This is a genomic window from Flavobacterium sp. F52 (genome assembly GCF_000278705.1).
GTDB lineage: Bacteria > Bacteroidota > Bacteroidia > Flavobacteriales > Flavobacteriaceae > Flavobacterium > Flavobacterium anhuiense.
Genome location: NZ_AKZQ01000007.1, coordinates 54,932 through 79,473, shown reverse-complemented (window position 1 = coordinate 79,473; position 24,542 = coordinate 54,932). Strand labels below are relative to the sequence as shown.

The following is a 24,542-nucleotide window of genomic DNA, read 5'->3' as shown; positions in this document are numbered from 1 at the left end:
TGACAAAGTAACAAAGTTGCAAAGTTTTTTTTACAAGGTTTAAGCCTCTGTCACTTTGTAACTTTGTTTCTTTGTAACTTTAATTTACAATTTCTTCAAAATCTTTTGTAAAACTAATTGTGCTGAATACGTTCTATTATTTGCCTGTTCAATTACGATTGAATTTTCTCCGTCCAAAACTTCATCGCTTACAATTACGTTACGACGTACAGGAAGACAGTGCATGAATTTTCCGTTGTTGGTTAAAGCCATTTTTTCAGCGGTGACGGTCCAATTTGGATCGCTGTTAGTTACTTTTCCGTAATCGTTGAAGTTACTCCAGTTTTTTACGTAAACGAAATCAGCATTTTCAAAAGCTTTGTTTTGATCGTATTCGATTTTGCAGTCTTTTGTGATTTCCGGACTTAACTCGTAACCTTCTGGATGTGTGATTACAAAATCCATATCTTTCTGCATCTGCATCATTTCTACGAATGAATTGGCTACAGCCTGTGGCAATGCTTTTGGATGTGGCGCCCACGAAAGCACTACTTTTGGTTTATCTTTGTGTCTAGGTTTGAATTCTTCCATTGTAATTGCGTCTGCAAGTGACTGCAGCGGGTGACGGATAGCACTTTCCATATTAACAATCGGCACGGTAGCATATTTCAAAAATCCTGAAATTACTGTTTCCTGATAATCTTTTTCTTTATCTACCAAACCTGCAAAAGCACGGATTGCGATAATATCACAGTATTGCGAAACTACTTCTGCGGCTTCTTTGATGTGCTCTGACGCACCAGAATTCATAACGGCTCCATCTTCGAATTCTAATGTCCAGCCTTCATTGGTAAAATTCATTACCATAACATTCATTCCTAAGTTCATTGCCGCTTTTTGAGTACTCAAACGCGTTCTTAAACTTGGATTGAAGAATAACATTCCAAGAGTTTTATTCTTTCCTAAACTTTGATTTTTAAGCGGATTCTTTTTGATCTTAATCGCTTGTTTTACCCATTTTGATAATGAGTTGATGTCTTTTATTGAAATATAGTTCATTTGTTTTCTTTTGTTTTTTGTTTCAATCAATCTTCTTGTAATATGTTTTCTCTTTTCCCAGATAAGCTTGTTCAGCTTCAAAAGTAATTGGATACAACTTTCTGCCTTTTATAAACAATAATTTTGTCATCCAGCTTACCATTGGATTTTTATCTTCAGCACCACTTTCTGACACAAAAATCTCAATATTGTTTGTATTTAATTTTGGATAAAAAGTATTTTCAATTAAGCCACTCTTATCATCGTTTAAATAAAAAAAATCCTTAATTTTTATTTTCTTAATTTCTGTTTTAGGTAAAATCAAAACACCAGATTGATCTGTTTCAATATATTCTCCGTCATTAATCGAAACTTTCCATTGTATTTCTGAATCTTCCCCAGTTTCTCCAATTTTAGAAACCTCCTGATAAACAATTGATATTCTGGTTGAATTTAAATTTCCGTCATCAGTTTCTAATACTTTTGTAGGCCTAGAAAAATAAACCTTATCAGGAGTTAATTTCAGTGTATCCTTAACCTTTAAATATTTACCTTTTATAATTCCTATTCCTAAAATATCTTAGCTATAATGAAATTCAAAAACGCCATTTTTATAAAATTGATAAGCAAAACAATTTGGTCCTACTTTACATATTTCATGTCGAAATTTCCCGTCAATCTGAGCATTCAATTTTAATGAAAAGATTACTAAAATTAAGGTAATTACTCTCATCTTTAATTATAATATCTTAGTAAAAGGAATTTCATCTTTTAACGCCTTCAAAATAAAATTATCATTCAGCCCATTTACAATCCAGGTTTCAATGTTTGCTGCTTTTGAAATTGCGGCTGCTTCTATTTTAGATTGCATTCCCCCTGTTCCATGTGATGATTTTGATTCACCGATTTCCTTCTCGAGCGTTTTTAAATCATTTACTAATTTAATCGTTTCCGGATTTTCATCATGAATTGAATTCTTAGTGTAAATTCCGTTTGTATTGGTCGCAATTATAAGAATATCAACATTTAGCAATACCGCTGTTAAAGCCGCTAATTTGTCATTATCTCCAAACCTAATCTCATCTGTAGCAACGGTATCATTTTCATTGATAATCGGAATGTAATTGTTTTTGACTAATACATTAATCGTATTTACAATGTTCTTTTTGGTTTGCTCTTTTTCGAAATCCGAATAAGAAAGTAAACACTGAGAGGTATTTAATCCTAAATCCTTAAAATTTTCATTGTAAATCCGCATTAAATGAGGCTGTCCAATTGAAGCTAAAGCCTGTTTCACAAAAACATCTTTATCCTGATTGTCCAATTTTACAAATTGCTTTGCCGCCGCAATTGCTCCAGAACTTACTATGATAAATTCATATTCGTCATTTAAAGATGCAATCTGTATTCCAAGATCTTCAATCTTTCCCCTCGAAATATGATTGGTTTCTTTGGTTAAAGTATTACTTCCTATTTTTAATAAAATCCGTTTTTTTGCCATGTCTTTTGTTTTTGCCGCGAAGGCGCTAAGGCACTAAGTTTTTTTTAAAACCGCAAAGTGCGCAAGGCTTTATATTCTTTGTGCTTACAAACGCTACGTTCGCAAAGCTTTATCTATAATAAATTCCAAAAAATAAATTCCAAATTCTAATAATCTGAAATCAAAAATCGTTAATCATCAATCTAAAATCTGAACTCTAAAATCTAAAATTCTAACGTATTTGTCCTTCTCCGTACACGTACCATTTATTGGTTACCAAATGCTGTAAACCAATTGGTCCTCTTTGATGGAGTTTATCCGTACTTATCGCTAATTCTCCGCCTAAACCAAACTGTCCGCCGTCCGTGAAACGGGTCGAAGCATTTTGGTAAACTGCTGCCGCGTCTATTGATTCCATAAATTGTTGTGCGATTTCATCGTTTCTGGTAATAATTGCTGCAGAATGTCCACCACAATACTTATTAATCTTGTCAATAGCATGTTCCTGAGAATCGATAGTTCCGATTACAATTTTATAATCTAGAAACTCTTCATACCAAATATCTTCATTTTGAAGTGTTTTCGTGTTTTCAAAATTCTCTAATGATTTATCAACGATAACTTCCACTTTTGATTCTACTAAAGCTTCGATTAACATAGCTGTAAAACCTTCAAAATTTGGAAGTTTAGAACTTATCAAAACTTTATCTAGTGCATTACAAGCCGAAATTTTAGCTGTTTTAGCGTTTAAAATCACTTTTAAAGCCAAATCTGTATCGGCATCTTCATGAACGTAAATAAAATTATTTCCTCGTCCGCTTACAATAACTGGGCAAGTGGCATGTGCTTTTACAAATTCAATAAGTTTTTCTCCACCTCTCGGAACTATTAAATCGACTTTTTGAGTTGGTTTTTCTAAAAAAGCCTGTGTTTCAGTTCTGTTATAATTCAGATATTCCACCCAGTCTTTTGAAACTCCATTTTCTTCTAAAGCTTTATGCCAAAGACTTACGATTTTCAAATTTGATTTTAAAGACTCTTTTCCTCCTTTTAATAAAATCTTATTTCCAGATTTGAAGGCAATTCCACCAGCTTCGATTGTAACGTCTGGACGAGATTCGTAAATAATTAAAATCGTTCCGAAAGCAGCGGTTTTATTCACTACTTTTATTCCATTATCATGCGTAAAATGAAAACGCTCTACACCAACGGGATCTTCTTGAGAAGCTAATTGGTTTAATGATAAAATCATTTCATCGACTTTTTTATCATCTACTTTCAGGCGTTCTTCCATCGCTAAATCTGAACCGTCGTAATCGGCAAGATCTTCCTGATTGGTCAAGATTATCTCATTCCGCTCTTGCTCGACCAGCTTTGCCATAGTCTGCAAAACCGCATTGCGTGTTTCAATTGATAATGGTTTCATAATTTCAAGTGGGTTGGTTGTTTTTTGGTTGTTTCTTTTTATAGAAACTTATTAATACCTAACAGGTTTTGGAAACCTGTTAGGATAATAGTATTATGTTTAGTTTTTTAATTCTTCTAAACTTTCTTTTAAAGCTTTTACAAACGTATCGATATCAGCTTTTTTCACAGTCAAAGGCGGTAAAATTCTTAACAGATTTTTATTGTTAGCGCTTCCTGTAAAAATATGTTTCTCGATGATTAATTTCTTTCTTAAAGCGGCTACATCAAAATCAAATTCTACTCCAAGCATTAGACCTTTTCCTTTTACTTGTTTGATTCCGTCAACTTCTTTGATTTTCTCTAAGAAATATTCATAAACTTCATTTACATTTTTTTGTAAATCTAGTTTTTCGATTACATCTAAAACTGCAATTCCTGCTGCACACGACAGGTGGCTTCCGCCGAAAGTAGTTCCTAATAATCCGAAACTTGCTTCGAATTTTGGAGAAATCAAAATCGCTCCAACCGGAAAACCGTTCCCCATTCCTTTTGCAACTGAAATAATATCAGCGTTGATTCCGTGATGTTGGAAAGCGAAGAATTTCCCGCTTCTTCCGTATCCTGATTGTACTTCATCTAAAATTAAAACAACATCGTGTTTTTTGCATGCTTTTTCTAAAGCCTGAAAAAACTCAGTTGTTCCCTGGTCTAAACCTCCAACTCCCTGAATTCCTTCGATAATTACTGCTGTAACATCTCCTTTAGCTAATTCAGCTTCAACTAATTCGATTTGATTTAAAGGTAAAAAAGTAACAACTTGCTGTGCGTTAATTGCCGCAACGATCTTTTTGTTATCTGTAACCGCAACGGCTGCAGAAGTTCTTCCGTGGAAAGAATTATCAAAAGCTACAACTCTTGATTTTCCGTTATGGAAAGAAGCTAATTTTAAAGCATTTTCATTCGCTTCAGCCCCAGAACTGCATAAAAACAATTCGTAATCTTCAAGACCTGAAAGTTTTCCTAATTTTTGAGCCAATTCAACCTGTAAAGGATTCTGAATAGCATTCGAATAAAAACCTAAATTATCTATTTGATTTTTAAGTTTAGCTACATAATCCGGCTGTGTGTGTCCAATAGAAATCACACCATGACCGCTGTATAAATCTAAATATTCTACTCCTTTGTCGTCAATAATAGTACAATCTACTGCTTTTACTGGAGTTATGTCGTATAATGGGTAAACGTTGAATAAGTTCATTTTTTTTTAGTTTTTGGTTTTTGGTTGATGGTTGATAGTTTAAGCTCAATATCATAAACTATAAACCAACAACCATCAACTATAATATTAAAATCCGATTGGTTTCAAATGTAAACCTGTGCTTTCTTCTAATCCGAACATTAAATTCATGTTTTGAATTGCTTGTCCTGAAGCACCTTTGGTTAAGTTATCGATAATTGATGTTATGAGAACCCGGTTTCCTTTTTTCAATAAACTGATAATACATTTATTCGTTTGCACCACTTGTTTCATGTTGATGTTTGTTGTGGTAACGGTTACGAAAGGTTCGTTTTTATAGAAATCCTCGTATTTAGCAACCAATTGTTCCAAACTATCATCGCACAATGTATAAAGCGTAGCGAAAATCCCTCTTGGAAAATCTCCTCTGTTTGGAATAAAAAGCAATTCGCTGTCAAAATCATCTTGCAACTGCACCAAACCTTCTCCAATTTCGCCCAAATGCTGGTGTTCAAATGCTTTATAATGCGACATATTGTTGTTTCTCCAACTGAAATGAGAAGTTTCTGAAAGACCTACTCCTGCTCCTGTACTTCCAGTTGTGGCATTAATATGAACATCATTATTAAGCAGATTATGTTTTGCTAAAGGCAATAAAGCCAACTGAATAGCCGTTGCAAAACAACCTGGATTAGCAATATAATTTGTCTTTTTGATTTCAGCCTTATTGATCTCAGGCAAACCGTAGACAAAATCTTTCCCTTCAAAATGCGCATCTTTATTCAATCTGAAATCATTTCCTAAATCAATAATCTTAGTATGACTTGCAAACTGATTTTCTTTCAAAAATGAAATTGATTTTCCGTGGCCTAAACACAAGAAAACTACATTCACATTTGGATTGATTTCGGCTGTGAAATTCATTTCGATATCTCCCATCAAATCGTGATGCGCTACAGAAAGTGGCTTTCCAGCATTTGTTGTACTGTAAACAAAATCGATGTTTACTTTTGGATGATACATTAAAATTCTGATGAGTTCTCCGGCCGTATAACCCGAACCACCAATAATTCCGACATTAATCATGATCTAATTTGTTTACAGATGAGAATATGTTTTGTGCATTTCCTAAAATCTTGATAAATCCTTTTGCATCTTCTGATGTCCAAGCATTGTTCATTTCTCCGTACTGACCAAAACCTGTGTTCATCAAATCGTTTGGAGATTCTATTCCGTCAAGCGAGAAATGATATGGTTTTAATGAAACGGTTACAGTTCCATTTACTGTTTTTTGAGTGTCTTGCAAGAAAGTTTCAATGTTTCTCATAACTGGATCTAAGAACTGACCTTCGTGGAATAACATTCCGTACCAGTTTCCTAATTGTTCTTTCCAGTATTGCTGCCATTTTCCAAGAGTATGTTTCTCTAATAAATGGTGCGCTTTGATGATAATTAACGGAGCTGCAGCTTCAAAACCAACTCTTCCTTTAATTCCGATAATGGTATCTCCTACGTGAATATCTCTACCAATTGCGTAAGCACTTGCCAATTTTTCAAGAGCTACAATATTATTTGAAGGCTTATCCGTTTTTCCGTTTAAACCAACTAATTCTCCTTGCTCAAAATGAAGTGTTACTTTCTCTTCTCCTTCTTTTTGTAATTGCGATGGATAAGCTTCGCTTGGCAACGGTTGTCCTGAAGTCAACGTTTCTTTTCCTCCAACGCTAGTTCCCCAAAGTCCTTTATTGATAGAATATTGTGCTTTTTCCCAAGAATAGCTTACACCATTTTTTTGAAGATATTCCACTTCTTCTTGTCTTGACAATTTTAAATCTCTAATTGGCGTGATGATTTCGATTTCTGGAGCAATAGTCTGGAAAATCAAATCGAAACGAATTTGATCGTTTCCTGCACCAGTACTTCCGTGAGCGATTGCAGTAGCTCCTACTTTTTTCGCATATTTTATAGCTTCAATTGCTTGAAAAACACGTTCAGCACTTACTGATAATGGATATGTGTTATTTTTTAATACGTTTCCAAAAATCAAGTATTTGATAGCTTTATCGTAATATTTATCTAAAATTGTTAAGTTGGCGTGTTGTGCACTTCCTAACTCGTAAGCTCTTTTTTCAATAGCTGTTAATTCTTCAGCAGAAAATCCTCCTGTGTCAACAAGAACAGTATGAACTTCGTATCCTTTTTCATTTTTTAAATATTTCAAACAATACGAGGTATCTAATCCTCCGCTATAAGCTAATACTACTTTTTTCATTTTTTATAATTTTGGCTAATACTTTCGTATTTAGCAGTTTGAGATTTTTTCTAGTTAATTTGACTTAGACAAATAATGACAAGATTTTGTTTAAGAATAATGCCTGTTTAATTTTTTTAAGTCTGCTTAAAACAGCCTCGTTAAAAGGATGTCTTGGTGGCGTTTTTTGTTTTTCTTTTGGGTCGTATAACATTCCTGTACAAAGGCACATTTTGTTTTCTTTGCTTTGTAAAATTGGGAAGTTAGTACAGGTTTTACAACCCGCCCAAAAACTTGGATCGGTTGTTAATTCTGAGAACGGAACTGGTTTATAACCTAATTCAGAGTTAATTTTCATAACTGCCAAACCAGTTGTAATACCAAAGATTTTAGCATCTGGAAATCTCTTTAAAGAATAATCAAAAACTTTCGATTTTATCTTTTTTGCCAAACCATGACTTCTATAATCAGGATGTACAATTAATCCAGAATGAGCAACAAATTTTCCGTGCTGCCAGCTTTCTATATAGCAAAAACCTGCAAATTTTCCGTCAGCCAAAGCAATCATTGCATCACCATTTGCCATTTTTTTCTGAATGTACTCAGGAGTTCTTTTAGCAATCCCCGTACCTCTTAATAAGGCAGATGATTCTATCGTATCGCAGATTTCCTGCGCATACTTAAAATGTTCTTCTTGAGTTACAACAATAGAGATCTTCATTTCAATTATTGAAGTTAGAGTTAAAAATTAAAGCATATTGATTCGCTTGAAATCCAGAATTGAATCCAATAAAATTAAGCATAAAAGAAGTAACATTCTCAAAATCAAAACATTGATTAAGAAAATTTACAAAATAATAAATACTTTTAGGATGTGTTTGTCCAATGGACAAATTATGTGATTTCAAAATGAAAAATGGATATGAATAAATATACGGCTATAAAACTCAGTGAACACTATAGAGATAGTGTCCGTACTTCGGGAGAAGTAATCGGTGAGTTTGTCCGTGACAAAGAAGTTATATGTAAACTTATTTTATTCATCGGTGCAAAAGTACATCTTTTTTTTATTCACAAAACAAAAAATTAAATTTCTAACATTTTTTTGACGTTTTGTTGTTTTTTAAAGATTTTAAAATCCTAAGGTACTGAGGTTCTAAGGTTTTACTTTTAACTTGAACGAATTAAAAACTTGAAACCTAAACTTGAAACTTAAAACAAAAGAAAAACCCGACAGTTAAAATAACTATCGGGCTTTAAATTTTTCTCTATTATTCTAAATTACTTTCTAGTAAAAGGTATTACTTGACCGTTTGAAAGTATCAAATCGAAACCGTTTTTAGCTTCGTTAAATTTAAGTTTTAAGCCAGCTCTAGCAGATTCGAATGTATCTTTTTCGTTTGCAACAGGCTCTAATGCAAATTTTGGATAATTAGGAAGTTCTGCATTTAAAACGCTATTTTTCTCTGTCAATTCAATTGTCAGAGGAGATTTTGCAGTAACATAATTACCTAAATATGGATCTAAAATAAGATCTTTTTCTATTTTACCTTTTCCCGCTGTCCAAACATTGTTTGACTCATTATTATCCGGGAAAGCATGGTCAGGATCTAAAGTAATGCTCTCAATTTCTTCAGTCGAATTATGTTTGAAAGACCAAGAGTTATTTCTTTGCCAAATTTCTACAGGTAAATTAACTCTTGTTACTTTTCCGCTCTTTGTTTTAACATCTAACACAATTGGCATTGGCATTTTATCAAAATTCTCAACTGTGATTACAGCACCCTTAGCTGGATCGTTTTTCACATATTTAACTGAGTTAACACCTTGGTCAAAACGCCAGTTGTTTACATACCAGCTTCTCCAGAACCAGCTCAAGTCTTCTCCTGCCACATTTTCCATAGTTCTGAAAAAATCGTCTGGCTGCGGATGTTTATATGCCCAACGCTCAATATAAGTTCTAAAAGCAGTATCAAAACGTTCTTTTCCTAAGACTTGTTCTCTTAATAAAATAAGACCTGCGCTTGGTTTAAAGTAGCATAACATTCCAATATTAGCTTCTTTCATATTATCAGGAGAACTCATGATAGTTTCCAAATCTGGGCGTGTGAAAGATTCTGCTTCTTGATGTAAATCTGTAGGCTGTTCTTTGTATTCGCCGTTATTAAACGCAGCAGTGCTTAAAGAATTGATGAATGTATTAAATCCTTCATCCATCCACGCAAATAATCTTTCGTTTGACCCCACAATCATTGGAAACCAAATATGTCCAAATTCATGATCGGTCACTCCCCAAAGATCTTGTCCTTTAGATTTCCATCCACAGAAAACAATTCCTGGGTATTCCATTCCTCCTTCATTTCCTGCAACGTTTGTAGCTGCTGGATAAGGATATTCAAACCATTGTTTAGAATAATGTTCAATTGACGCTTTTACATATTCTGTAGAACGTCCGTAAGCACCTTGTCCTGCACTTTCAACAGGATAAGCAGATAATGCCAATGATTTTTTACCGCTTGGAAGATTAATTTTTGCTCCATCTAAAATGAATGCTGGAGATGACGCCCAAGAGAAATCACGCGCATTTTTGATTTTATAATGCCATGTTTTTTCTGTTCCTGAATTACTATTTGCTGTTGCATTAACTTCTTGCTCTGAGCGAATTGTCACCGTTTTATCACTGTTTGCAGCATCTTTATATCTTTTTAATTGCTCAGCAGAAAACACTTCCTGACCGTTTAACAATTCACCAGAAGCTACAACATAATGATTTCCGGGAACTGTAAGTTTCACATCAAAATCACCATATTCTAAGTAAAACTCAGATGCACCTAAATAAGGAGCCGTATTCCATCCTCGCACATCATCATACACACACATACGCGGATACCACTGTGCAATTGTAAAGATTTTTCCGTTTTTAGTTTCCAAAACCCCCATTCTGTCTGATCCTTCGAAAGGCGCAATAAATGAGAATTCAATTTTAACCTTTACAGAACCTCCTTTTGCAGCCAATGCTTGAGGAAGAAAAATCTGCATTCTGGTATCTGTAACTACATATTTAACATCAACTTCTGTTTTGTTTTTTCCTCCAGAAACTACTTTTACAGATTTAATTTTATTTCCTCCATCAAAAACTTGTCCTTGAGCTCCGTTACGACTTCCTGTTAAAGGCACAACAGCATTTCCTCTAGAATCGTCTTTGAATAAGTTTTGATCTAAATTCAGCCAAAGAAATGATAATTTATTAGGGCTATTATTGGTATAAGTAATTTCATCTGTACCTACAATCTCATTTGTAGTTGCATTTAATTTTGCCGTAATCTGATAATCGGCTCTATTCTGCCAATACTCTACTCCTGGTTCACCGCTCGCAGTACGAGTTGAAGTACCATTTTTACTGTAAAAATGAGGTCCAAAGGCATCATGGTAATTGTAATTGTTTACTGGATTTGCTGCTGGTGCTGACGGAGTTTGCTGCGCCCATACTGAAGAAATCCCAAAAAATAAAGCCGCGGTTAAAATGGCTTTTGCAGATTGCTTTTTCATATTTTTTAGCTGTTTATGTAGCAAATTAATGAAAAAAAAAGCTATTTACAGAGAAATTTTAAAACATAAATTTAATTTTAGCATAATTTTATCAATAAAATAATTTAAGCCTTTTTCTTAAAAAACTAAATTTTATAAAATATATTTACATCCATTAAAAAAACATTCATTTTAGATTCAACATTGTGACTACAACTATCTCAAATTCTATATTAAAAGCTTCTATCAAACATGCTGGAGCCGAATTATTTTCTATAAAAGACAATCAAAACAACGAATATATTTGGGAGGGAAATCCAGATTTCTGGGGCAAGCATTCACCTGTACTTTTTCCAATCGTAGGAACTTTAAAAAACAACACCTACACAATTAATGAAAAAGAATATCATTTGCCACGCCATGGTTTTGCACGTGACATGGATTTTGAATTGATTGAAAAAACTGAAAGCAAAGCTGTTTTCTCTCTTAAATCTTCTCAAGAAACATTCGCAAAATATCCTTTTGAATTTGAGTTGCAACTTATTTATACGCTTAGCGAAAATGCACTGGAGCTTGAATATAGAGTAATAAACAATGGAAAAGAAAAAATGCCTTTCTCTATTGGAGCACATCCGGCAATAGCACTTCCTGATAGCTTTGAAAATTATGCGTTTCAATTTGAAAAAGAGGAAAATTTAAAATACTATCTTCTTGAAAATGATTTAATTTCATCTAAGACTAAAGTTTTGGAAACGAGAAATAATGTAATTCCTTTAAATTATGAACTGTTCAAAAATGACGCCTTGATTTTTAAAACATTAGAATCAAAATCATTAACCATTCTTAACAATTCAAAACCCTATGTGAAGGTGGATTATTACGATTTTCCAAGTTTAGGAATCTGGACAAAAGAAAATGCTCCGTTTGTTTGCATCGAACCTTGGCTTGGTTATTCTGATACCGATCAGAATACAGGTGACTTATATAACAAAGAAGGGATTTTGACATTAGAAGAAAACAAAAATTTCAGTGCAAAATTTAGTATTACAATATTATAAAGTAAAAAATGTTAAATTTTAATTTTACCCCATTTCCAGTAATAGAAACAGAAAGATTAGTTTTAGACAGGCTTACAGATAAGGACGTACAAGAAGTTTTTGACTTGCGTTCTAATCCTGAGACTATGAAATACATCCCAAGACCTTTAGTGAAAGACCATGAAGACGCTCTGGAACACATCAGAACGATTGATGAAAAAATTGAAACTAATGTTGGCATAAATTGGGCTATTAGACTTAAAGGCAACACCAAATTACTTGGGATTATTGGCTATTATCGAATGCAACCCGAAAATTACCGAGCTGAAATAGGTTATATTCTTTCGCCTGATCAGCATGGAAAAGGAATTATTCCAGAAGCTGTAAAGAAATTAATTACTTTTGGTTTTGAAGATCTAAAACTACATTCGATAGAAGCTGTAATCGATCCCGAAAATTATGCCTCTGAAAAGGTATTACAAAAATGCGGTTTTGTTAAAGAAGCACATCTGAGAGAAGTAGAATTTTGGGACGGAAAATTTTTAGACAAAGTAATTTATTCATTATTAGAAAAGTAAAGTTTTATACTTGTTAAAATAATCTTATAATTAATAGTTCTCAAGCATTATCTGCTATATTTGCGCTCGAAATCAGCTAAAAGGCTGTTTTGAATTCCCAAAAATATATGAAAAAGATATCCGCCTTAATTCTTCTTTTGCTTTGTGTGCAAATGCAAAGTCAGACTTTTGTAAAATTTAATGGAGCAACTGCTTTGTTACTAATCCCAAATATTGGTATTGAAACCAGCATTGGAGAAAAAACCACATTTAGTGCCGATGTAATGGCTTCTTTTTGGGAATCATTTGATGGAAAAAATCCAATGAAGTTTGTCACCGTTACTCCAGAAATTCGCTACCATTTTAAGGAGAAATACAATGGTTTTTATGCTGGCGCACACATTGGAGCTGATAAATACGAAATACAAAAATGGAATTATTGGAATACCACCCATTACGAAGATGGTTTTGGTTACAGAATTGGAGCTACAGTGGGTTACAATCTAAAATTAAGCGATAAATTTTTACTTGACTTTTTTGTAGGTGGCGGATGGCACCAAGGATTTTATCATGGATATTATAACGACGGAACTCCTGGAAGATATGAAAAAGCAATTCACTGGAATAAAAGCGGTGAATGGCTACCTTACCGTGGTGGTGTTATGATTTCGTATAAATTATAAAAATCAGCTTAATTTAGGAAGCGTTTTAATATAAAGATCCTCTACTTTTTTACGAGCCCAATCTGTTTTTCTTAAGAAAGTAAGACTTGATTTTACACTTGGATCTGAATTAAAACACTTTATAGGAATTAATTCTCCTAAAGTGTCAAAGCCATAATAATCGACTAAAGTTTCAACAATTTTTTGAAGTGTAATCCCATGTAAGGGGTCTTTGGATTGATTTTGCATCTTATACTTTTTAAACAATATTAAAAGACCGTACTTCAAAAAAGTACGGTCTTCCTTTTTCGCAAAATTACTAAATAGAATTTTACATTAATCAAATAAAGAATAAATTAGAATATGAATTTAAATCCGACAGAAACAGGAGAAGTCAAGTTTGGATTACTTCCTGCTAATGCTGTATTGTAAAATGGATCTACATTGGCAACGTGTGCCAAACCAAAATTGGTAACAGTTGTTTTTTCTCCATCCTTCGCTTTAAGTGTTGTAGAAGTAAAATTGGCCAAATCGTAAGAGAACTCTACAGAGAAGTTTTTAGTAACAAAATAATCTAAACCTCCCGATACTGAAAGCCCTACCTGATTAACTTTCAACTCACTCTCTTTTTCTTTACCTGTAATAACTGGAATTGCTGCTTGTCCGAAGAAGTATAACGAACCAGCTACATTCCAGTATTTTCTAATTAAAGGCTGAACAACAATTAAATCTGTTTTAGCTGCTGTTCCTGCATCTGTATCGGCTTTGATATTAATATACCCTACACCCGCTCCAACAGCAACCGATGGAGTAACAAATGTACCTACAACTGGAATTACAGATAAATTTGTATTTTTATTGCCTTCATTTTTAGTCTGCTGATAACCAAATTGAGAAGTGGCAAACCAAGCCCCTTTTAATCCTTGAGACGAATCTTGAGCTTTAGCAGTTAAACTGATTAATACGATACTCACTAAGGTAACAATCTTTTTCATTTTTATTTTGTTTTTAATTACAGAACAAACTTATGAGTAAGGTTTCTGCTTAAGACTGATTTAAATCATATATTAAAAGAAAACTTTAATTATCTTTAACTGCAACATTTTTCAATTTTGTCTTACATTTGCAACTATGATAAAATCAGTCAATATACTTAACAAGAGAGCCCGATTCGATTACGAAATAATCGATACTTATACTGCTGGAATTGTTTTGGCAGGAACAGAAATCAAATCTATCCGCTTAGGAAAAGCCAATATTACCGAAAGTTTCTGCGAGTTTAGCGGCATGGAACTTTTCGCCATTAACACTTATATTGAAGAGTATTCTTTTGGAAACCAATTCAACCATAAATCAAGAAGCGAAAGAAAACTACTTTTAAACAAAAAAGAATTAAAAACACTTCATAAAAATGTTCAGGCAAAAGGTTTAACCATTATACCTTTAAAGCTATTTACCAACGAAAAAGGTTTAGCAAAACTTCAGATCGGGTTGTGTAAGGGAAAGAAAAACTATGACAAACGTGAATCTCTAAAAGAACAAGATACAAAAAGAGATTTGGACAGAATTAAAAAAGCTTACAACTAATAGCAAATTTAATTTCCTCTTAATGATATATTTATAATATTTTATTGTTATTTTTATTACAAATAATTTAACTGTAAAATATGAAAAAGTATTTAGTTTTATTTTTCGCTATTGTGTTTTCAAGTTGTGGCAGTAATACTTCAATTGTAAACAGCTGGAGAGATCCTGATGTAACTATAACTCAGGAACAATTTAAAAAAGTTTTGGTTGTAGCTTTAGTCAAAGACGAAGCTTCAAGAAGAATTACAGAAAACAGAATTGCAGCGGCCAATCCGATATTCAAAACTTCGTATCAATATTTAAACGCAACTTCTCAATTAACGCAAGAACAAAAGCTAAAGGTTTTGCAAGATGAAAACTTTGATGGAGTAATCAGTATGCGATTAGTTAGCAAAGAAAAAGAAGTTAATTATGTTCCAGGCACTTATACAGGAATGTATTACGGAGGTTTTGACGGAATGTACACCGGAATGTATGGATATGGTTTTGGAAACTGGTACGGAATGTATTCTCCTAACTTTTATGATCCAGGTTATTATCAGGAGACCACTTCTTATATGGTAGAAACCAATGTTTTTTCTTTAAAACAAAACAAATTAATCTGGACAGGAACTACAGAATCTCAATATGTTACAGATTTAGGCCAGACGGTTGATGCAATTATGCAAGCTGTAGTGAAAGAAATGAGAAAAGACGGCTCTCTGCCTCCAAAATAATTATAGAAAAAGCGGTGTATAAACATCGCTTTTCTTTTGATCTAAAATTGACTAAATTTGTCAAGACTAAAATTTTCATTAAATGAAATCTTTATTAAAAAACGCCAGAGAACAGAAAGGATTAAAAACGCGTGAATTGGCTCATCTTGCAGGAATTGATCAAGCGTTGATTAGTAAATTTGAATCAGGAACACGAAAACCAACCAAAGATCAAATTATTAAACTTTCTCAACTTTTAGAAATTGATTATGAAACTTTAATGATTGCTTGGCTTAAAGAAAAGATTCTTAATGAAATTGGGGATGACGAACTTGCCTTAAAAGCATTAAAAGTTGCTGAAGACGAAATCAAATACAATAAAACGGTTTCAAATCTTAAATTATCTACTTCTTTAGAAAAAATCTTAAAAGAAATTGATGCCTTAAAAGAAAAACTAGGTTCTTACCGCCAGTATGACAGCTTTAAAATAAAACAAGCTTTAGAATTGGAATATACTTTTGAAAGCAATCGAATTGAAGGAAATACAATGACACTTCGTGAAACAGATATGGTCATCAATGAAGGTTTGACAATTTCTGGAAAAAGCATGCGGGAACATCTTGAAGCTATAAATCATCAGGAAGCAATTGGCTTTATTAAAGATTTAATGAATAAAAACAATTCTTTAAACGAACGTGATCTTTTATCTATTCATAATCTAATTTTACGCGGAATTATTCCAGAAGATGCAGGACGCTATAGAAAAGTTCAAGTTATGATTCAGGGAAGTAGTCACATGCCTCCACAACCTTTAATGATTCCACAGGAAATGGAAGAATATTTTGTTTGGTATGAAATCAATAAAAATAAATTACACCCCATTATTCTTGCTGCTGAAATGCATGAACGATTAGCTACAATTCATCCATTTATTGATGGAAACGGAAGAACTTCAAGATTAATAATGAATTTAATTCTGATGCAAAAAGGTTATCCAATAGCCAATATTAAAGGAGATTATGAAACAAGAATGCAATATCACCAGTCTTTAGAAATTGCTCAAACCCAAAAAAACAAAGAAGATTTTTTTCTGTTTATAGCTCAAAAAGAAAAAGAATGTCTGGAAAGATATATTTCAATTCTTACACAATAAAAAAGCCCGTTCAAAACGGGCTTTCTCATTAATTTTTATCTTCTAATAAAGGAACAAATCGAAACTCTCCAAATTCATGTTTTTCAAATTGCGTTTCGTTTTTCCTGATTAATAAAGTCATAATCTGAACATCTTCTCCTAACGGAATAACAAGTCTTCCTCCTATTTTTAATTGTGCCATTAATGGCTGCGGAATAAACGGTGCGCCTGCTGTAACTATAATACTGTCAAAAGGCGCAAAATTTGGCAATCCTTTATAACCATCACCAAAAGTAACGTGTTTTGGACGAATATTTAATTTAGGAAATAAATTAGACGTGGTTTTAAATAATTCGCTTTGTCTCTCAACAGTATATACTTTTGCGCCTAAAGCAAACAAAACAGCAGTCTGATAGCCAGAGCCTGTTCCTATTTCTAAAACTTTGTGGTCCTTTTTGACTTCGAGCAATTGTGACTGAAAAGCCACCGTATAAGGCTGAGAAATGGTCTGTCCCGCACCAATAGGAAAAGCTTTATCCTGATAAGCGAAATCTTCAAAACTGGAATTCAAAAAAAGGTGTCTCGGGATTTTTTTTATCGCATCTAGAACCGCTCTATCAGTAATTCCTTTTTGCTCTAAAGTGGTTACTAATTGATTACGAAGTCCTTGATGTTTGGCAGTGTCTTTCAAAATGGGTAGGTTTTATTTTCGCAAAAATAAGAAACAAAACAGGATTTCAAATATTGATTTTTAAATAATAAATTTTATAAAGTCGAAAGCCAAAAGTAGAAAGTAGAAAGCTCTCATTTATTATGCTGAACGAAATTGGAGCTTTTCGCGTCCTAACTAAGCGCCCGCCGACTTCGCTCAGGGTGTTAAACAAAAAAAGAACAGTTCCAATCGTAACTCAAAATTCATAACTCATAATTCATAACTCACAATTAGATAAATTCATTTTCACGTTAAGCAAATAAATTATATTTTTGTTTAAAATACATTCTCATGTTAAAAGTAGGAGTTTTAGGTGCTGGTCATCTTGGTAAAATACATTTACGCTTATTACAACAATCTGACAAATACGAATTAGTTGGATTTTACGACGAAAATCAAGAAAATGCCGAAAAAATCTCAAAAGAATTTGGCTATAAAAATTTCAGCACAATTGCCAAACTCATTCACGCTGTCGACGTGATTGATATTGTAACTCCAACACTTTCGCACTACAAATGTGCAAAAGTTGCCATAAAATCAGGAAAACATATCTTTATCGAAAAACCAATTGCCAATACCGTTGAAGAAGCTGAAGAAATTATTGCTTTGGCCAAAGAACATAACGTAAAAGGACAAGTAGGTCACGTAGAGCGCTTTAATCCAGCTTTTATCGCTACTAAGGAAATGATCGAAAATCCGATGTTTATAGAAACGCATCGTTTAGCAGAGTTTAATCCTCGCGGTACAGATGTTCCTGTAGTTTTGGATTTAATGATTCACGATATCGACGCTATTTTAAGCGTTGTAAAATCTAAAGTAAAAAGCATCAATGCGAGCGGTGTTTCGGTTATCAGCGAAACTCCGGATATTGCCAACGCCAGAATTGAATTCGAAAACGGATGTGTTGCTAACTTAACTGCCAGCAGAATTTCAATGAAAAACATGCGTAAGTCACGTTTCTTTCAAAAAGATGCCTACATTTCTGTTGACTTTTTAGAGAAAAAATGTGAAGTGGTTCGTATGAAAGATGCACCAGAAGTTCCTGGAGATTTTGATATGATTCTTCAAAATGCTGAAGGCGTAAAAAAACAAATCTATTTCACTAATCCAGATGTAGAACAAAACAATGCAATCTTAGACGAGTTAAATTCGTTTGCAGATGCTATCAATAACGACACAACTCCAGTTGTAACACTTGAGCAGGCAACTGATGCATTACGCGTGGCTTATCAAATTATTGATTGTTTCAAAAAATAATAAAATTTCAAAAAATAAATTAGCCACGAATTCACGAATTATTTGGTGAATTCGTGGCTAAATCATAAAAAAATATCTAGCATAAAATGAAAACAATAGCTGTAATTGGAGCAGGAACAATGGGTAACGGAATTGCTCATACTTTTGCACAAAGCGGATTTACCGTAAAATTAATCGATGTTTCTGAAAAATCATTAGATAAAGGAATGGCAACTATTGCTGCCAACTTAGACCGTATGCTGTCTAAAGAAACAATCACTCAGGAAGATGTTGCAAAAACCATTACCAATATTATTACTTATACAGATTTAAAAGACGGAGTTGTTGGCGTTGATTTAGTAGTTGAGGCCGCAACTGAAAACGTTGAATTAAAACTGAACATATTTAAACAATTAAACGAATTTTGCTCTCACAATACTATTCTGGCAACCAACACTTCTTCAATCTCAATTACACAAATTGGAGCTGTTGTAGCACATCCAGAACGCGTTATCGGAATGCACTTTATGAATCCGGTGCCGATTATGAAATTAGTTGAAATCATTCGCGGATACAATACAAGCGATGAAGTAACTAAAATCATCATGGATTTATCTGAAAAATTAGGGAAAGTTCCTGTAGAAGTAAATGATTATCCAGGTTTTGTGGCAAACAGAATTTTAATGCCAATGCTAAACGAAGCAATCGAAACGTTATATAATGGAGTTGCTGGAGTTTACGAAATCGATACGGTAATGAAATTAGGAATGGGACATCCAATGGGACCACTTCAATTAGCTGATTTTATTGGTCTTGATGTTTGCTTAGCCATTCTAAATGTAATGTATGACGGATTCAAAAATCCTAAATATGCTCCTTGCCCACTTTTAGTAAATATGGTGAGAGCTGGAAAACTGGGAGTGAAATCTGGCGAAGGTTTTTACGATTATAGCGAAAGCAAAAAGGCAGAGAAAATCTCGAAGCAGTTTTTATAAAAAGAAATATCATGTCGATTCAATCGAATTTAAATACAATTAAAGCAACTTTACCTGAACATGTAACTCTAGTTGCCGTTTCAAAAACCAAACCTGTATCCGATTTGATGCAGGCTTATGAAGCTGGGCAACGCATCTTTGGAGAAAACAAAATTCAGGAAATGACTGAAAAATGGGAACAAATGCCAAAAGATATCCAATGGCATATGATTGGTCACGTTCAGTCCAATAAAGTCAAATTTATGGCGCCTTATGTGACTTTAATTCATGGCGTTGACAGTTTGAAATTATTGCAAGAAATCAATAAACAAGCTTTAAAAAACAACAGAACAATAGATTGCCTTCTTCAAATTTATATTGCCGAAGAAGAATCTAAATTTGGTTTGGACGAAAATGAACTAAATGAATTTTTAACTTCTGCGGAGTTTAAAGAGTTAAAAAATATTCGTATCTTAGGTTTAATGGGAATGGCCACTTTTACCGAAGACCAAAACCAAATTAAAAAAGAATTTACCCATTTAAAATCTATTTTTGATTCAATCCAAAAATCACAAGACATTAAAGATTTTACAATTATTTCAATGGGAATGTCTGGAGATTATCAATTGGCAATAGAATGCGGAAGTACAATGGTTCGCATTGGAAGCAGCATTTTTGGCGGTCGTTAATAACTGCCGTAAAGACGCACTTCGGTGCTTCTCTACAAACTGAATACTAAAATCTGAACACTGAGCACTTAATTTGTACGCAATACTTGACATAGAAACCACTGGGGGACAGTTTAATGAAGAGGGAATTACCGAAATCGCTATCTACAAATTTGATGGGCATGAAGTAGTTGATCAATTCATTAGCCTTGTCAATCCTGAAATTCCGATTCAGCCTTTCGTAGTAAAACTGACTGGAATTAACAATGCGATGTTGCGTTCTGCTCCAAAATTCTACGAAGTTGCTAAACGAATTATAGAAATCACTCAAGATTGTGTTATTGTAGCACATAATGCTTCTTTCGATTATAGAATCCTTCGCACAGAATTCCGTCGTTTAGGCTACGATTTTGAAGCCAAAACACTTTGCACAGTAGAATTAGCCAAAAAACTAATTCCAGAACAGCCTTCATATAGTTTAGGAAAACTAGTTCGTTCACTCGGAATTCCAATGGCCGACAGACATCGCGCGAGTGGAGACGCTATGGCTACGACTAAGCTTTTCAAAATGCTTTTGGAAAAAGATGTTGAAAAAACCATCGTAAAAGATTTTATAAAACTAGAAGTAGAAAAAGGAATTTCTCCAAAATTCTTAGACATTTTAAATCAAATGCCGGCTAAAACAGGCGTTTATTATATCTACAAAGAAGATGGGACTTTAATCTACATTGGAAAAAGCCAAAATATCAAAAAAAGAGTCAATCAGCATTTTACAGGAATTACAACCAAAAGCAAACGAATTCAGGCAGAAGTTTTCACCATTACTTACGATGAAACCGGAAGCGAATTAATTGCACTTTTAAAAGAAAGTCAAGAAGTTAAAGTAAATCGTCCGCGATACAATCGTTCGCAGAAAAAAACAGTATTTCCCGTCGCTTTATATTCAGAAATAGATTCAAACGGTTACATCAATTTAATACTTGAAAAAGCAGACGGACGTAAAAAAGAAATTACTTCTTATACTTCTTTACAGGAAGGCAAAAATGCGCTTTTTAAAATTACGGCAAAATATCATTTGTGCCAAAAACTGACAGGCTTATACCAAACCAAAAAAGAATGTTTTCAATATAAAATCAAAGAATGTGACGGCGCATGCATTGGTGAAGTCACTTCCGAAATTTATAATTTACGAGTACAGCAATTTATCTCAGAAAACAGTTTCGAAAACAAAAGCATGGTATTGATAGACAGGGGAAGAAATGTAAACGAACGAAGCGCAATCCTGATCGAAAACGGAATTTACAAAGGTTATGCCTATTATGATCTAAATTATCAAATCACGAATATCGATATCTTAAAAAATATTCTGGTTCCGATGCAGCACAATCGCGACGTAAAGAACATCATTCAGAGTTATATCCGCAAAAGTAAATCATTAAAAATACTTCATTTTTAACAAAACGAAACTTTTCATTATCTTTAAGGATATGAAAAACAAAAAATCACAATACGAAATCTTTAGAGAAAAAGTCAAAATCGTCCTATATGGCACCAACACCATTCTAGGACGAATGTTCGATTTAGTGTTGCTGGGTTTAATCTTATTGAGCGTTCTTCTTATAATGTTGGATACTGTTGAAGGCGTAAGCTCAAAATATCATGAACAATTATTGATCTGCGAATGGGTAATTACAGTATTTTTCAGCATTGAATATATACTAAGAATTATCTCCATTCAAAAACCAGTCAAATACATTTTTAGCTTTTACGGAATTATCGATTTACTCGCCGTTTTGCCCATGTATTTGTCCATCTTTTTCCCTGGCGCAAGCATTTTATCGATCGTAAGGGCCTTACGTTTCCTTCGATTATTCAAAATTTTGCATATTCCGCAAATCAACCATCAGTCACTGCAATTAAAAGAAGCTATAGAAGCCAGTAAAGAAAAAATTCTGGTTTTCATTTATTTTGTTCTCGTTAGTACCGTAATCATTGGTACTATTATGTATCTAGTCGAAGGCAAAGAATCAGGATTTACCAGCATTCCAATGGCAATTTACTGGACAATTGTAACCTTAACAACAGTAGGCTACGGAGACATTTCGCCACAAACTCCACTAGGACAGTTTATTGCGGCACTTGTAATGATTTTAGGTTATGGCATCATTGCTGTCCCAACTGGAATCGTAACTGCGGAATTTGCCAAAAGCAGTCTAAAAAACAATTCAGTAAGCGGTAAAAAAACATGCAAGAAATGCCAGTCCCAAGTCCATTTTGACAACGCTAAATATTGTTATGAATGCGGAACCGAACTGCCAAATAATTAATTTTAGAAGCTAATCCAGCTGTACATTCCAACTCCTCCTTATATTTGTAATTTTTTAAGGCATAAAAGGAGCTTCTGCTGGTCGCTCTTTTATACCAAAAAAATTCAACAAATATAAGTCCGGGGTTTCCATTTCCATCTGGGCTAAAAAATATGAAATACCTAATTACCATTGTCGGACCAACAGCCATAGGCAAAACAGCCTTGAGCATTGCTTTGGCACAACATTTTAAATGCGAAATCGTTTCTTGTGACAGCCGTCAGTTTTTCAAGGAAATGACAATAGGAACTGCAGTTCCAAGCCAAGAAGAATTAAATTCAGCCAAACATCATTTTATTCAAAACAAATCTATTTTTGAAAATTATACCGTTGGCGATTATGAAAAAGAAGCTTTAGCCAAAATCGAAGAATTATTTCAAACCAATGATTTCGTAATTCTCATTGGCGGTTCAGGATTATATGTTGATGCCATTTTAAAAGGTTTCGACGAATTTCCCGAAATTGATCCAAAAGTTCGTGCTGAAGTAAATTCAAACTATGAAAAACTTGGAATTGAATATCTTCAAGAACAACTGAAAAATTTAGATCCTGAATATTTTCAAAAGATAGCAGCTGAAAATCCACAGACTCTACAAAACCCGCAACGAATGATGCGTTTTGTAGAAGTTTGTATCGGAGCTCAAAAACCATATTCTTCCTTTTTAAATCAAAAGAAAAACAATAGAGACTTCACTCCTATTTTAATTGGCTTAGACGCCGACAGAGAAATCATTTACAGCAGAATCAACCAGCGTGTTGACATCATGATGAACGAAGGACTGCTAAAAGAAGCCGAAACACTTTATCCTAATAAAGCGTTAAATGCACTTCAAACGGTCGGTTATAGAGAATTATTTAGTTATTTTGAAGGAGAATTCACTTTGCCTTTTGCAATAGAAGAAATCAAAAAGAACAGCAGAAGATTTTCTAAAAGACAATTAACGTGGTTCAAACGAAACGAAAACACCAAATGGTTTGATTACGCAACAAATAGAAAAGAAATCATACATTACATAGAAAATCTTACAAAGTAAGAAAGTCTTTTATCTATCCTCTTTACTCTATTCTCTAAAAAAAATAAAAAATGCCAATATCTCCCAATTTTACATCAGTTTTAAGCAAAGACTGGGAAATCAATTTCACGCAATGTACGCCAAACGGCTACTTAAAATATACAGATTTGTGTAATCTTTTACAATTAACCGCTGCAGCACATTCTGAAGTTGGCGGAATCAGTTTTTCTGATATGCAGGAATTTGATCAAGCTTGGGTTTTAAGCCGCATGCGCGTTGAAATTACAGCATTACCAAAATGGCAAGATGTTGTAACCGTAAAAACATGGATTAACAGTTTAGAAAATTCACGTTCTGTCCGTGCCTTGGAAATGTATGTAAACGGAAAAAAGATTGTGGGAAGTGAAACCTATTGGGCCGTTTTCAATACCAAAGCGCGTCGTCCAGAAGCTTTAGCATTGCCTTTTGAACATTTCGAATTATTTCCAGAAAAAAGAGCAACAGAAGAAGGATTTTCAAAAATCAATATCAATCACGAAAAAGAAGCCGTTTTCGAAAAAACAGTCTATTTATCAGATTTAGATATTGTAAATCACGTAAATAACGTAAAATACTTGGAATGGTGCCTTGATCATGTTGATCCAAAACGGATCATGAAACAAGAAGTTAAAAGCTTTGAAATGAATTTTATGAAAGAGCTTTCCCTCAATGATAATGTTGTAATTCACGAAAGTGAAGATGATGATCATACAACCGCAACTTTCAGCATTACAAAAGGTGAAAAAACGTGTTTTGCTTTGGAATTGCATTGGAAATAACTTTTCTTTAATCTCACAATACTATCCACAATATTGTCATTTCGACGAAGGAGAAATCTCCACAAGTAAATCCGCAACGAAAATCAAATCTTTGTCGAGCTTCTCGCGAAGATTTCTCCTTCGTCGAAATGACAAACTTGATGTATATTAAAAAAACGATGCAAA

General features: G+C 33.6%; 26 protein-coding genes. 14 read left to right on the top strand and 12 right to left on the bottom strand.

The features are described from left to right. Positions 1-84: 84 nt before the first annotated feature. The 8 genes from FF52_RS03905 to FF52_RS03870 all read right to left on the bottom strand — a co-directional run bounded on the left by FF52_RS03905 (position 85) and on the right by FF52_RS03870 (position 8,113). Positions 85-1,038 (bottom strand): N-acetylornithine carbamoyltransferase, encoded by a 954-nt coding sequence (locus FF52_RS03905; protein ID WP_035690747.1) that lies wholly within the window; start codon positions 1,036-1,038, stop codon positions 85-87. A 22-nt stretch (positions 1,039-1,060) separates the two neighbouring features. Then, a complete protein-coding gene (locus tag FF52_RS03900; RefSeq protein WP_008463120.1) occupies positions 1,061-1,342 on the bottom strand; it encodes a hypothetical protein in 282 nt (93 codons plus the stop codon). A 414-nt stretch (positions 1,343-1,756) separates the two neighbouring features. Further along, positions 1,757-2,518, bottom strand: a complete 762-nt coding sequence (gene proB / locus FF52_RS03895) for a glutamate 5-kinase (RefSeq protein WP_008463119.1) — start codon at positions 2,516-2,518, stop codon at positions 1,757-1,759. A gap of 211 nt (positions 2,519-2,729) precedes the next feature. After that, positions 2,730-3,923, bottom strand: a complete 1,194-nt coding sequence (locus FF52_RS03890; RefSeq protein ID WP_008463118.1) for a glutamate-5-semialdehyde dehydrogenase — start codon at positions 3,921-3,923, stop codon at positions 2,730-2,732. A gap of 99 nt (positions 3,924-4,022) precedes the next feature. Further along, complete coding sequence (locus FF52_RS03885; protein WP_008463117.1) at positions 4,023-5,162, bottom strand: aspartate aminotransferase family protein; 1,140 nt, start codon at positions 5,160-5,162, stop codon at positions 4,023-4,025. A gap of 87 nt (positions 5,163-5,249) precedes the next feature. Continuing rightward, positions 5,250-6,227, bottom strand: a complete 978-nt coding sequence (gene argC, locus FF52_RS03880) for an N-acetyl-gamma-glutamyl-phosphate reductase (RefSeq protein ID WP_008463116.1) — start codon at positions 6,225-6,227, stop codon at positions 5,250-5,252. Then, positions 6,220-7,413, bottom strand: a complete 1,194-nt coding sequence (locus FF52_RS03875; protein WP_008463115.1) for an argininosuccinate synthase — start codon at positions 7,411-7,413, stop codon at positions 6,220-6,222. The genes argC and FF52_RS03875 overlap by 8 nt, the downstream gene beginning before the upstream one ends. Positions 7,414-7,477: 64 nt before the next feature. Further along, positions 7,478-8,113 (bottom strand): GNAT family N-acetyltransferase, encoded by a 636-nt coding sequence (locus FF52_RS03870; RefSeq protein WP_008463114.1) that lies wholly within the window; start codon positions 8,111-8,113, stop codon positions 7,478-7,480. A gap of 201 nt (positions 8,114-8,314) precedes the next feature. Between FF52_RS03870 and FF52_RS23580 the strand changes: the two genes are divergently transcribed. After that, positions 8,315-8,482, top strand: coding sequence for a hypothetical protein (locus FF52_RS23580; RefSeq protein WP_157498507.1), 168 nt, complete (start codon positions 8,315-8,317; stop codon positions 8,480-8,482). Between the two features lie 191 nt (positions 8,483-8,673). On the opposite strand, the gene FF52_RS03865 is transcribed toward FF52_RS23580, so the two are convergent. Next, complete coding sequence (locus tag FF52_RS03865) at positions 8,674-10,941, bottom strand: M1 family metallopeptidase (RefSeq protein WP_008463113.1); 2,268 nt, start codon at positions 10,939-10,941, stop codon at positions 8,674-8,676. A 185-nt stretch (positions 10,942-11,126) separates the two neighbouring features. On the opposite strand from FF52_RS03865, the gene FF52_RS03860 reads away from it, so the two are divergent. The 3 genes from FF52_RS03860 to FF52_RS03850 all read left to right on the top strand — a co-directional run bounded on the left by FF52_RS03860 (position 11,127) and on the right by FF52_RS03850 (position 13,197). Further along, on the top strand, positions 11,127-11,978 hold the full coding sequence (locus FF52_RS03860) for an aldose 1-epimerase family protein (RefSeq protein ID WP_008463112.1): 852 nt from the start codon (positions 11,127-11,129) through the stop codon (positions 11,976-11,978). A gap of 8 nt (positions 11,979-11,986) precedes the next feature. Further along, positions 11,987-12,535: a GNAT family N-acetyltransferase gene (locus FF52_RS03855; protein ID WP_008463110.1), complete on the top strand. Its 549-nt coding sequence runs from the start codon at positions 11,987-11,989 to the stop codon at positions 12,533-12,535. A 107-nt stretch (positions 12,536-12,642) separates the two neighbouring features. Next, positions 12,643-13,197: a DUF3575 domain-containing protein gene (locus tag FF52_RS03850; RefSeq protein ID WP_008463108.1), complete on the top strand. Its 555-nt coding sequence runs from the start codon at positions 12,643-12,645 to the stop codon at positions 13,195-13,197. A 3-nt stretch (positions 13,198-13,200) separates the two neighbouring features. Here the strand turns inward: FF52_RS03850 and FF52_RS03845 are convergent, their stop codons facing one another. Together FF52_RS03845 and FF52_RS03840 are read right to left on the bottom strand one after the other, a co-directional pair. Further along, a complete protein-coding gene (locus tag FF52_RS03845) occupies positions 13,201-13,425 on the bottom strand; it encodes a VF530 family DNA-binding protein (RefSeq protein WP_008463106.1) in 225 nt (74 codons plus the stop codon). A 107-nt stretch (positions 13,426-13,532) separates the two neighbouring features. Further along, the gene (locus tag FF52_RS03840; protein ID WP_008463105.1) at positions 13,533-14,171 is read right to left on the bottom strand and encodes an outer membrane beta-barrel protein; all 639 of its coding nucleotides are present in this window, start codon (positions 14,169-14,171) and stop codon (positions 13,533-13,535) included. A 136-nt stretch (positions 14,172-14,307) separates the two neighbouring features. Here FF52_RS03840 and smpB point away from each other — a divergent pair, with 136 nt between their 5' ends. From smpB to FF52_RS03825, 3 genes are all read left to right on the top strand, one after another. After that, positions 14,308-14,763 carry an SsrA-binding protein SmpB gene (gene smpB / locus FF52_RS03835; protein WP_008463103.1) on the top strand — a complete coding sequence of 152 codons (456 nt, stop codon included), beginning with the start codon at positions 14,308-14,310 and terminating at the stop codon, positions 14,761-14,763. Positions 14,764-14,843: 80 nt separating this feature from the next. Continuing rightward, positions 14,844-15,479 carry a hypothetical protein gene (locus tag FF52_RS03830; protein WP_008463101.1) on the top strand — a complete coding sequence of 212 codons (636 nt, stop codon included), beginning with the start codon at positions 14,844-14,846 and terminating at the stop codon, positions 15,477-15,479. An 82-nt stretch (positions 15,480-15,561) separates the two neighbouring features. Continuing rightward, the gene (locus FF52_RS03825; RefSeq protein ID WP_008463099.1) at positions 15,562-16,611 is read left to right on the top strand and encodes a Fic family protein; all 1,050 of its coding nucleotides are present in this window, start codon (positions 15,562-15,564) and stop codon (positions 16,609-16,611) included. Positions 16,612-16,639: 28 nt separating this feature from the next. Here FF52_RS03825 and FF52_RS03820 read toward each other — a convergent pair whose 3' ends face one another. Continuing rightward, complete coding sequence (locus tag FF52_RS03820; protein ID WP_008463097.1) at positions 16,640-17,281, bottom strand: protein-L-isoaspartate(D-aspartate) O-methyltransferase; 642 nt, start codon at positions 17,279-17,281, stop codon at positions 16,640-16,642. A 312-nt stretch (positions 17,282-17,593) separates the two neighbouring features. On the opposite strand from FF52_RS03820, the gene FF52_RS03815 reads away from it, so the two are divergent. From FF52_RS03815 to FF52_RS03785, 7 genes are all read left to right on the top strand, one after another. Then, entirely contained in the window at positions 17,594-18,559 is a 966-nt protein-coding gene (locus FF52_RS03815; RefSeq protein ID WP_008463096.1) for a Gfo/Idh/MocA family protein, read from the top strand. An 86-nt stretch (positions 18,560-18,645) separates the two neighbouring features. Continuing rightward, positions 18,646-19,533 carry a 3-hydroxyacyl-CoA dehydrogenase family protein gene (locus tag FF52_RS03810; RefSeq protein WP_008463093.1) on the top strand — a complete coding sequence of 296 codons (888 nt, stop codon included), beginning with the start codon at positions 18,646-18,648 and terminating at the stop codon, positions 19,531-19,533. Between the two features lie 11 nt (positions 19,534-19,544). Continuing rightward, positions 19,545-20,201, top strand: a complete 657-nt coding sequence (locus FF52_RS03805) for a YggS family pyridoxal phosphate-dependent enzyme (RefSeq protein ID WP_008463090.1) — start codon at positions 19,545-19,547, stop codon at positions 20,199-20,201. A gap of 73 nt (positions 20,202-20,274) precedes the next feature. Continuing rightward, complete coding sequence (locus tag FF52_RS03800; protein WP_008463088.1) at positions 20,275-21,636, top strand: exonuclease domain-containing protein; 1,362 nt, start codon at positions 20,275-20,277, stop codon at positions 21,634-21,636. A 31-nt stretch (positions 21,637-21,667) separates the two neighbouring features. Continuing rightward, positions 21,668-22,507: an ion transporter gene (locus FF52_RS03795; protein WP_008463086.1), complete on the top strand. Its 840-nt coding sequence runs from the start codon at positions 21,668-21,670 to the stop codon at positions 22,505-22,507. Positions 22,508-22,659: 152 nt separating this feature from the next. Continuing rightward, positions 22,660-23,580: a tRNA (adenosine(37)-N6)-dimethylallyltransferase MiaA gene (gene miaA / locus FF52_RS03790; RefSeq protein WP_008463085.1), complete on the top strand. Its 921-nt coding sequence runs from the start codon at positions 22,660-22,662 to the stop codon at positions 23,578-23,580. Positions 23,581-23,630: 50 nt separating this feature from the next. Continuing rightward, positions 23,631-24,377 carry an acyl-[acyl-carrier-protein] thioesterase gene (locus tag FF52_RS03785; RefSeq protein ID WP_008463084.1) on the top strand — a complete coding sequence of 249 codons (747 nt, stop codon included), beginning with the start codon at positions 23,631-23,633 and terminating at the stop codon, positions 24,375-24,377. The last annotated feature ends 165 nt before the right edge of the window (positions 24,378-24,542 follow it).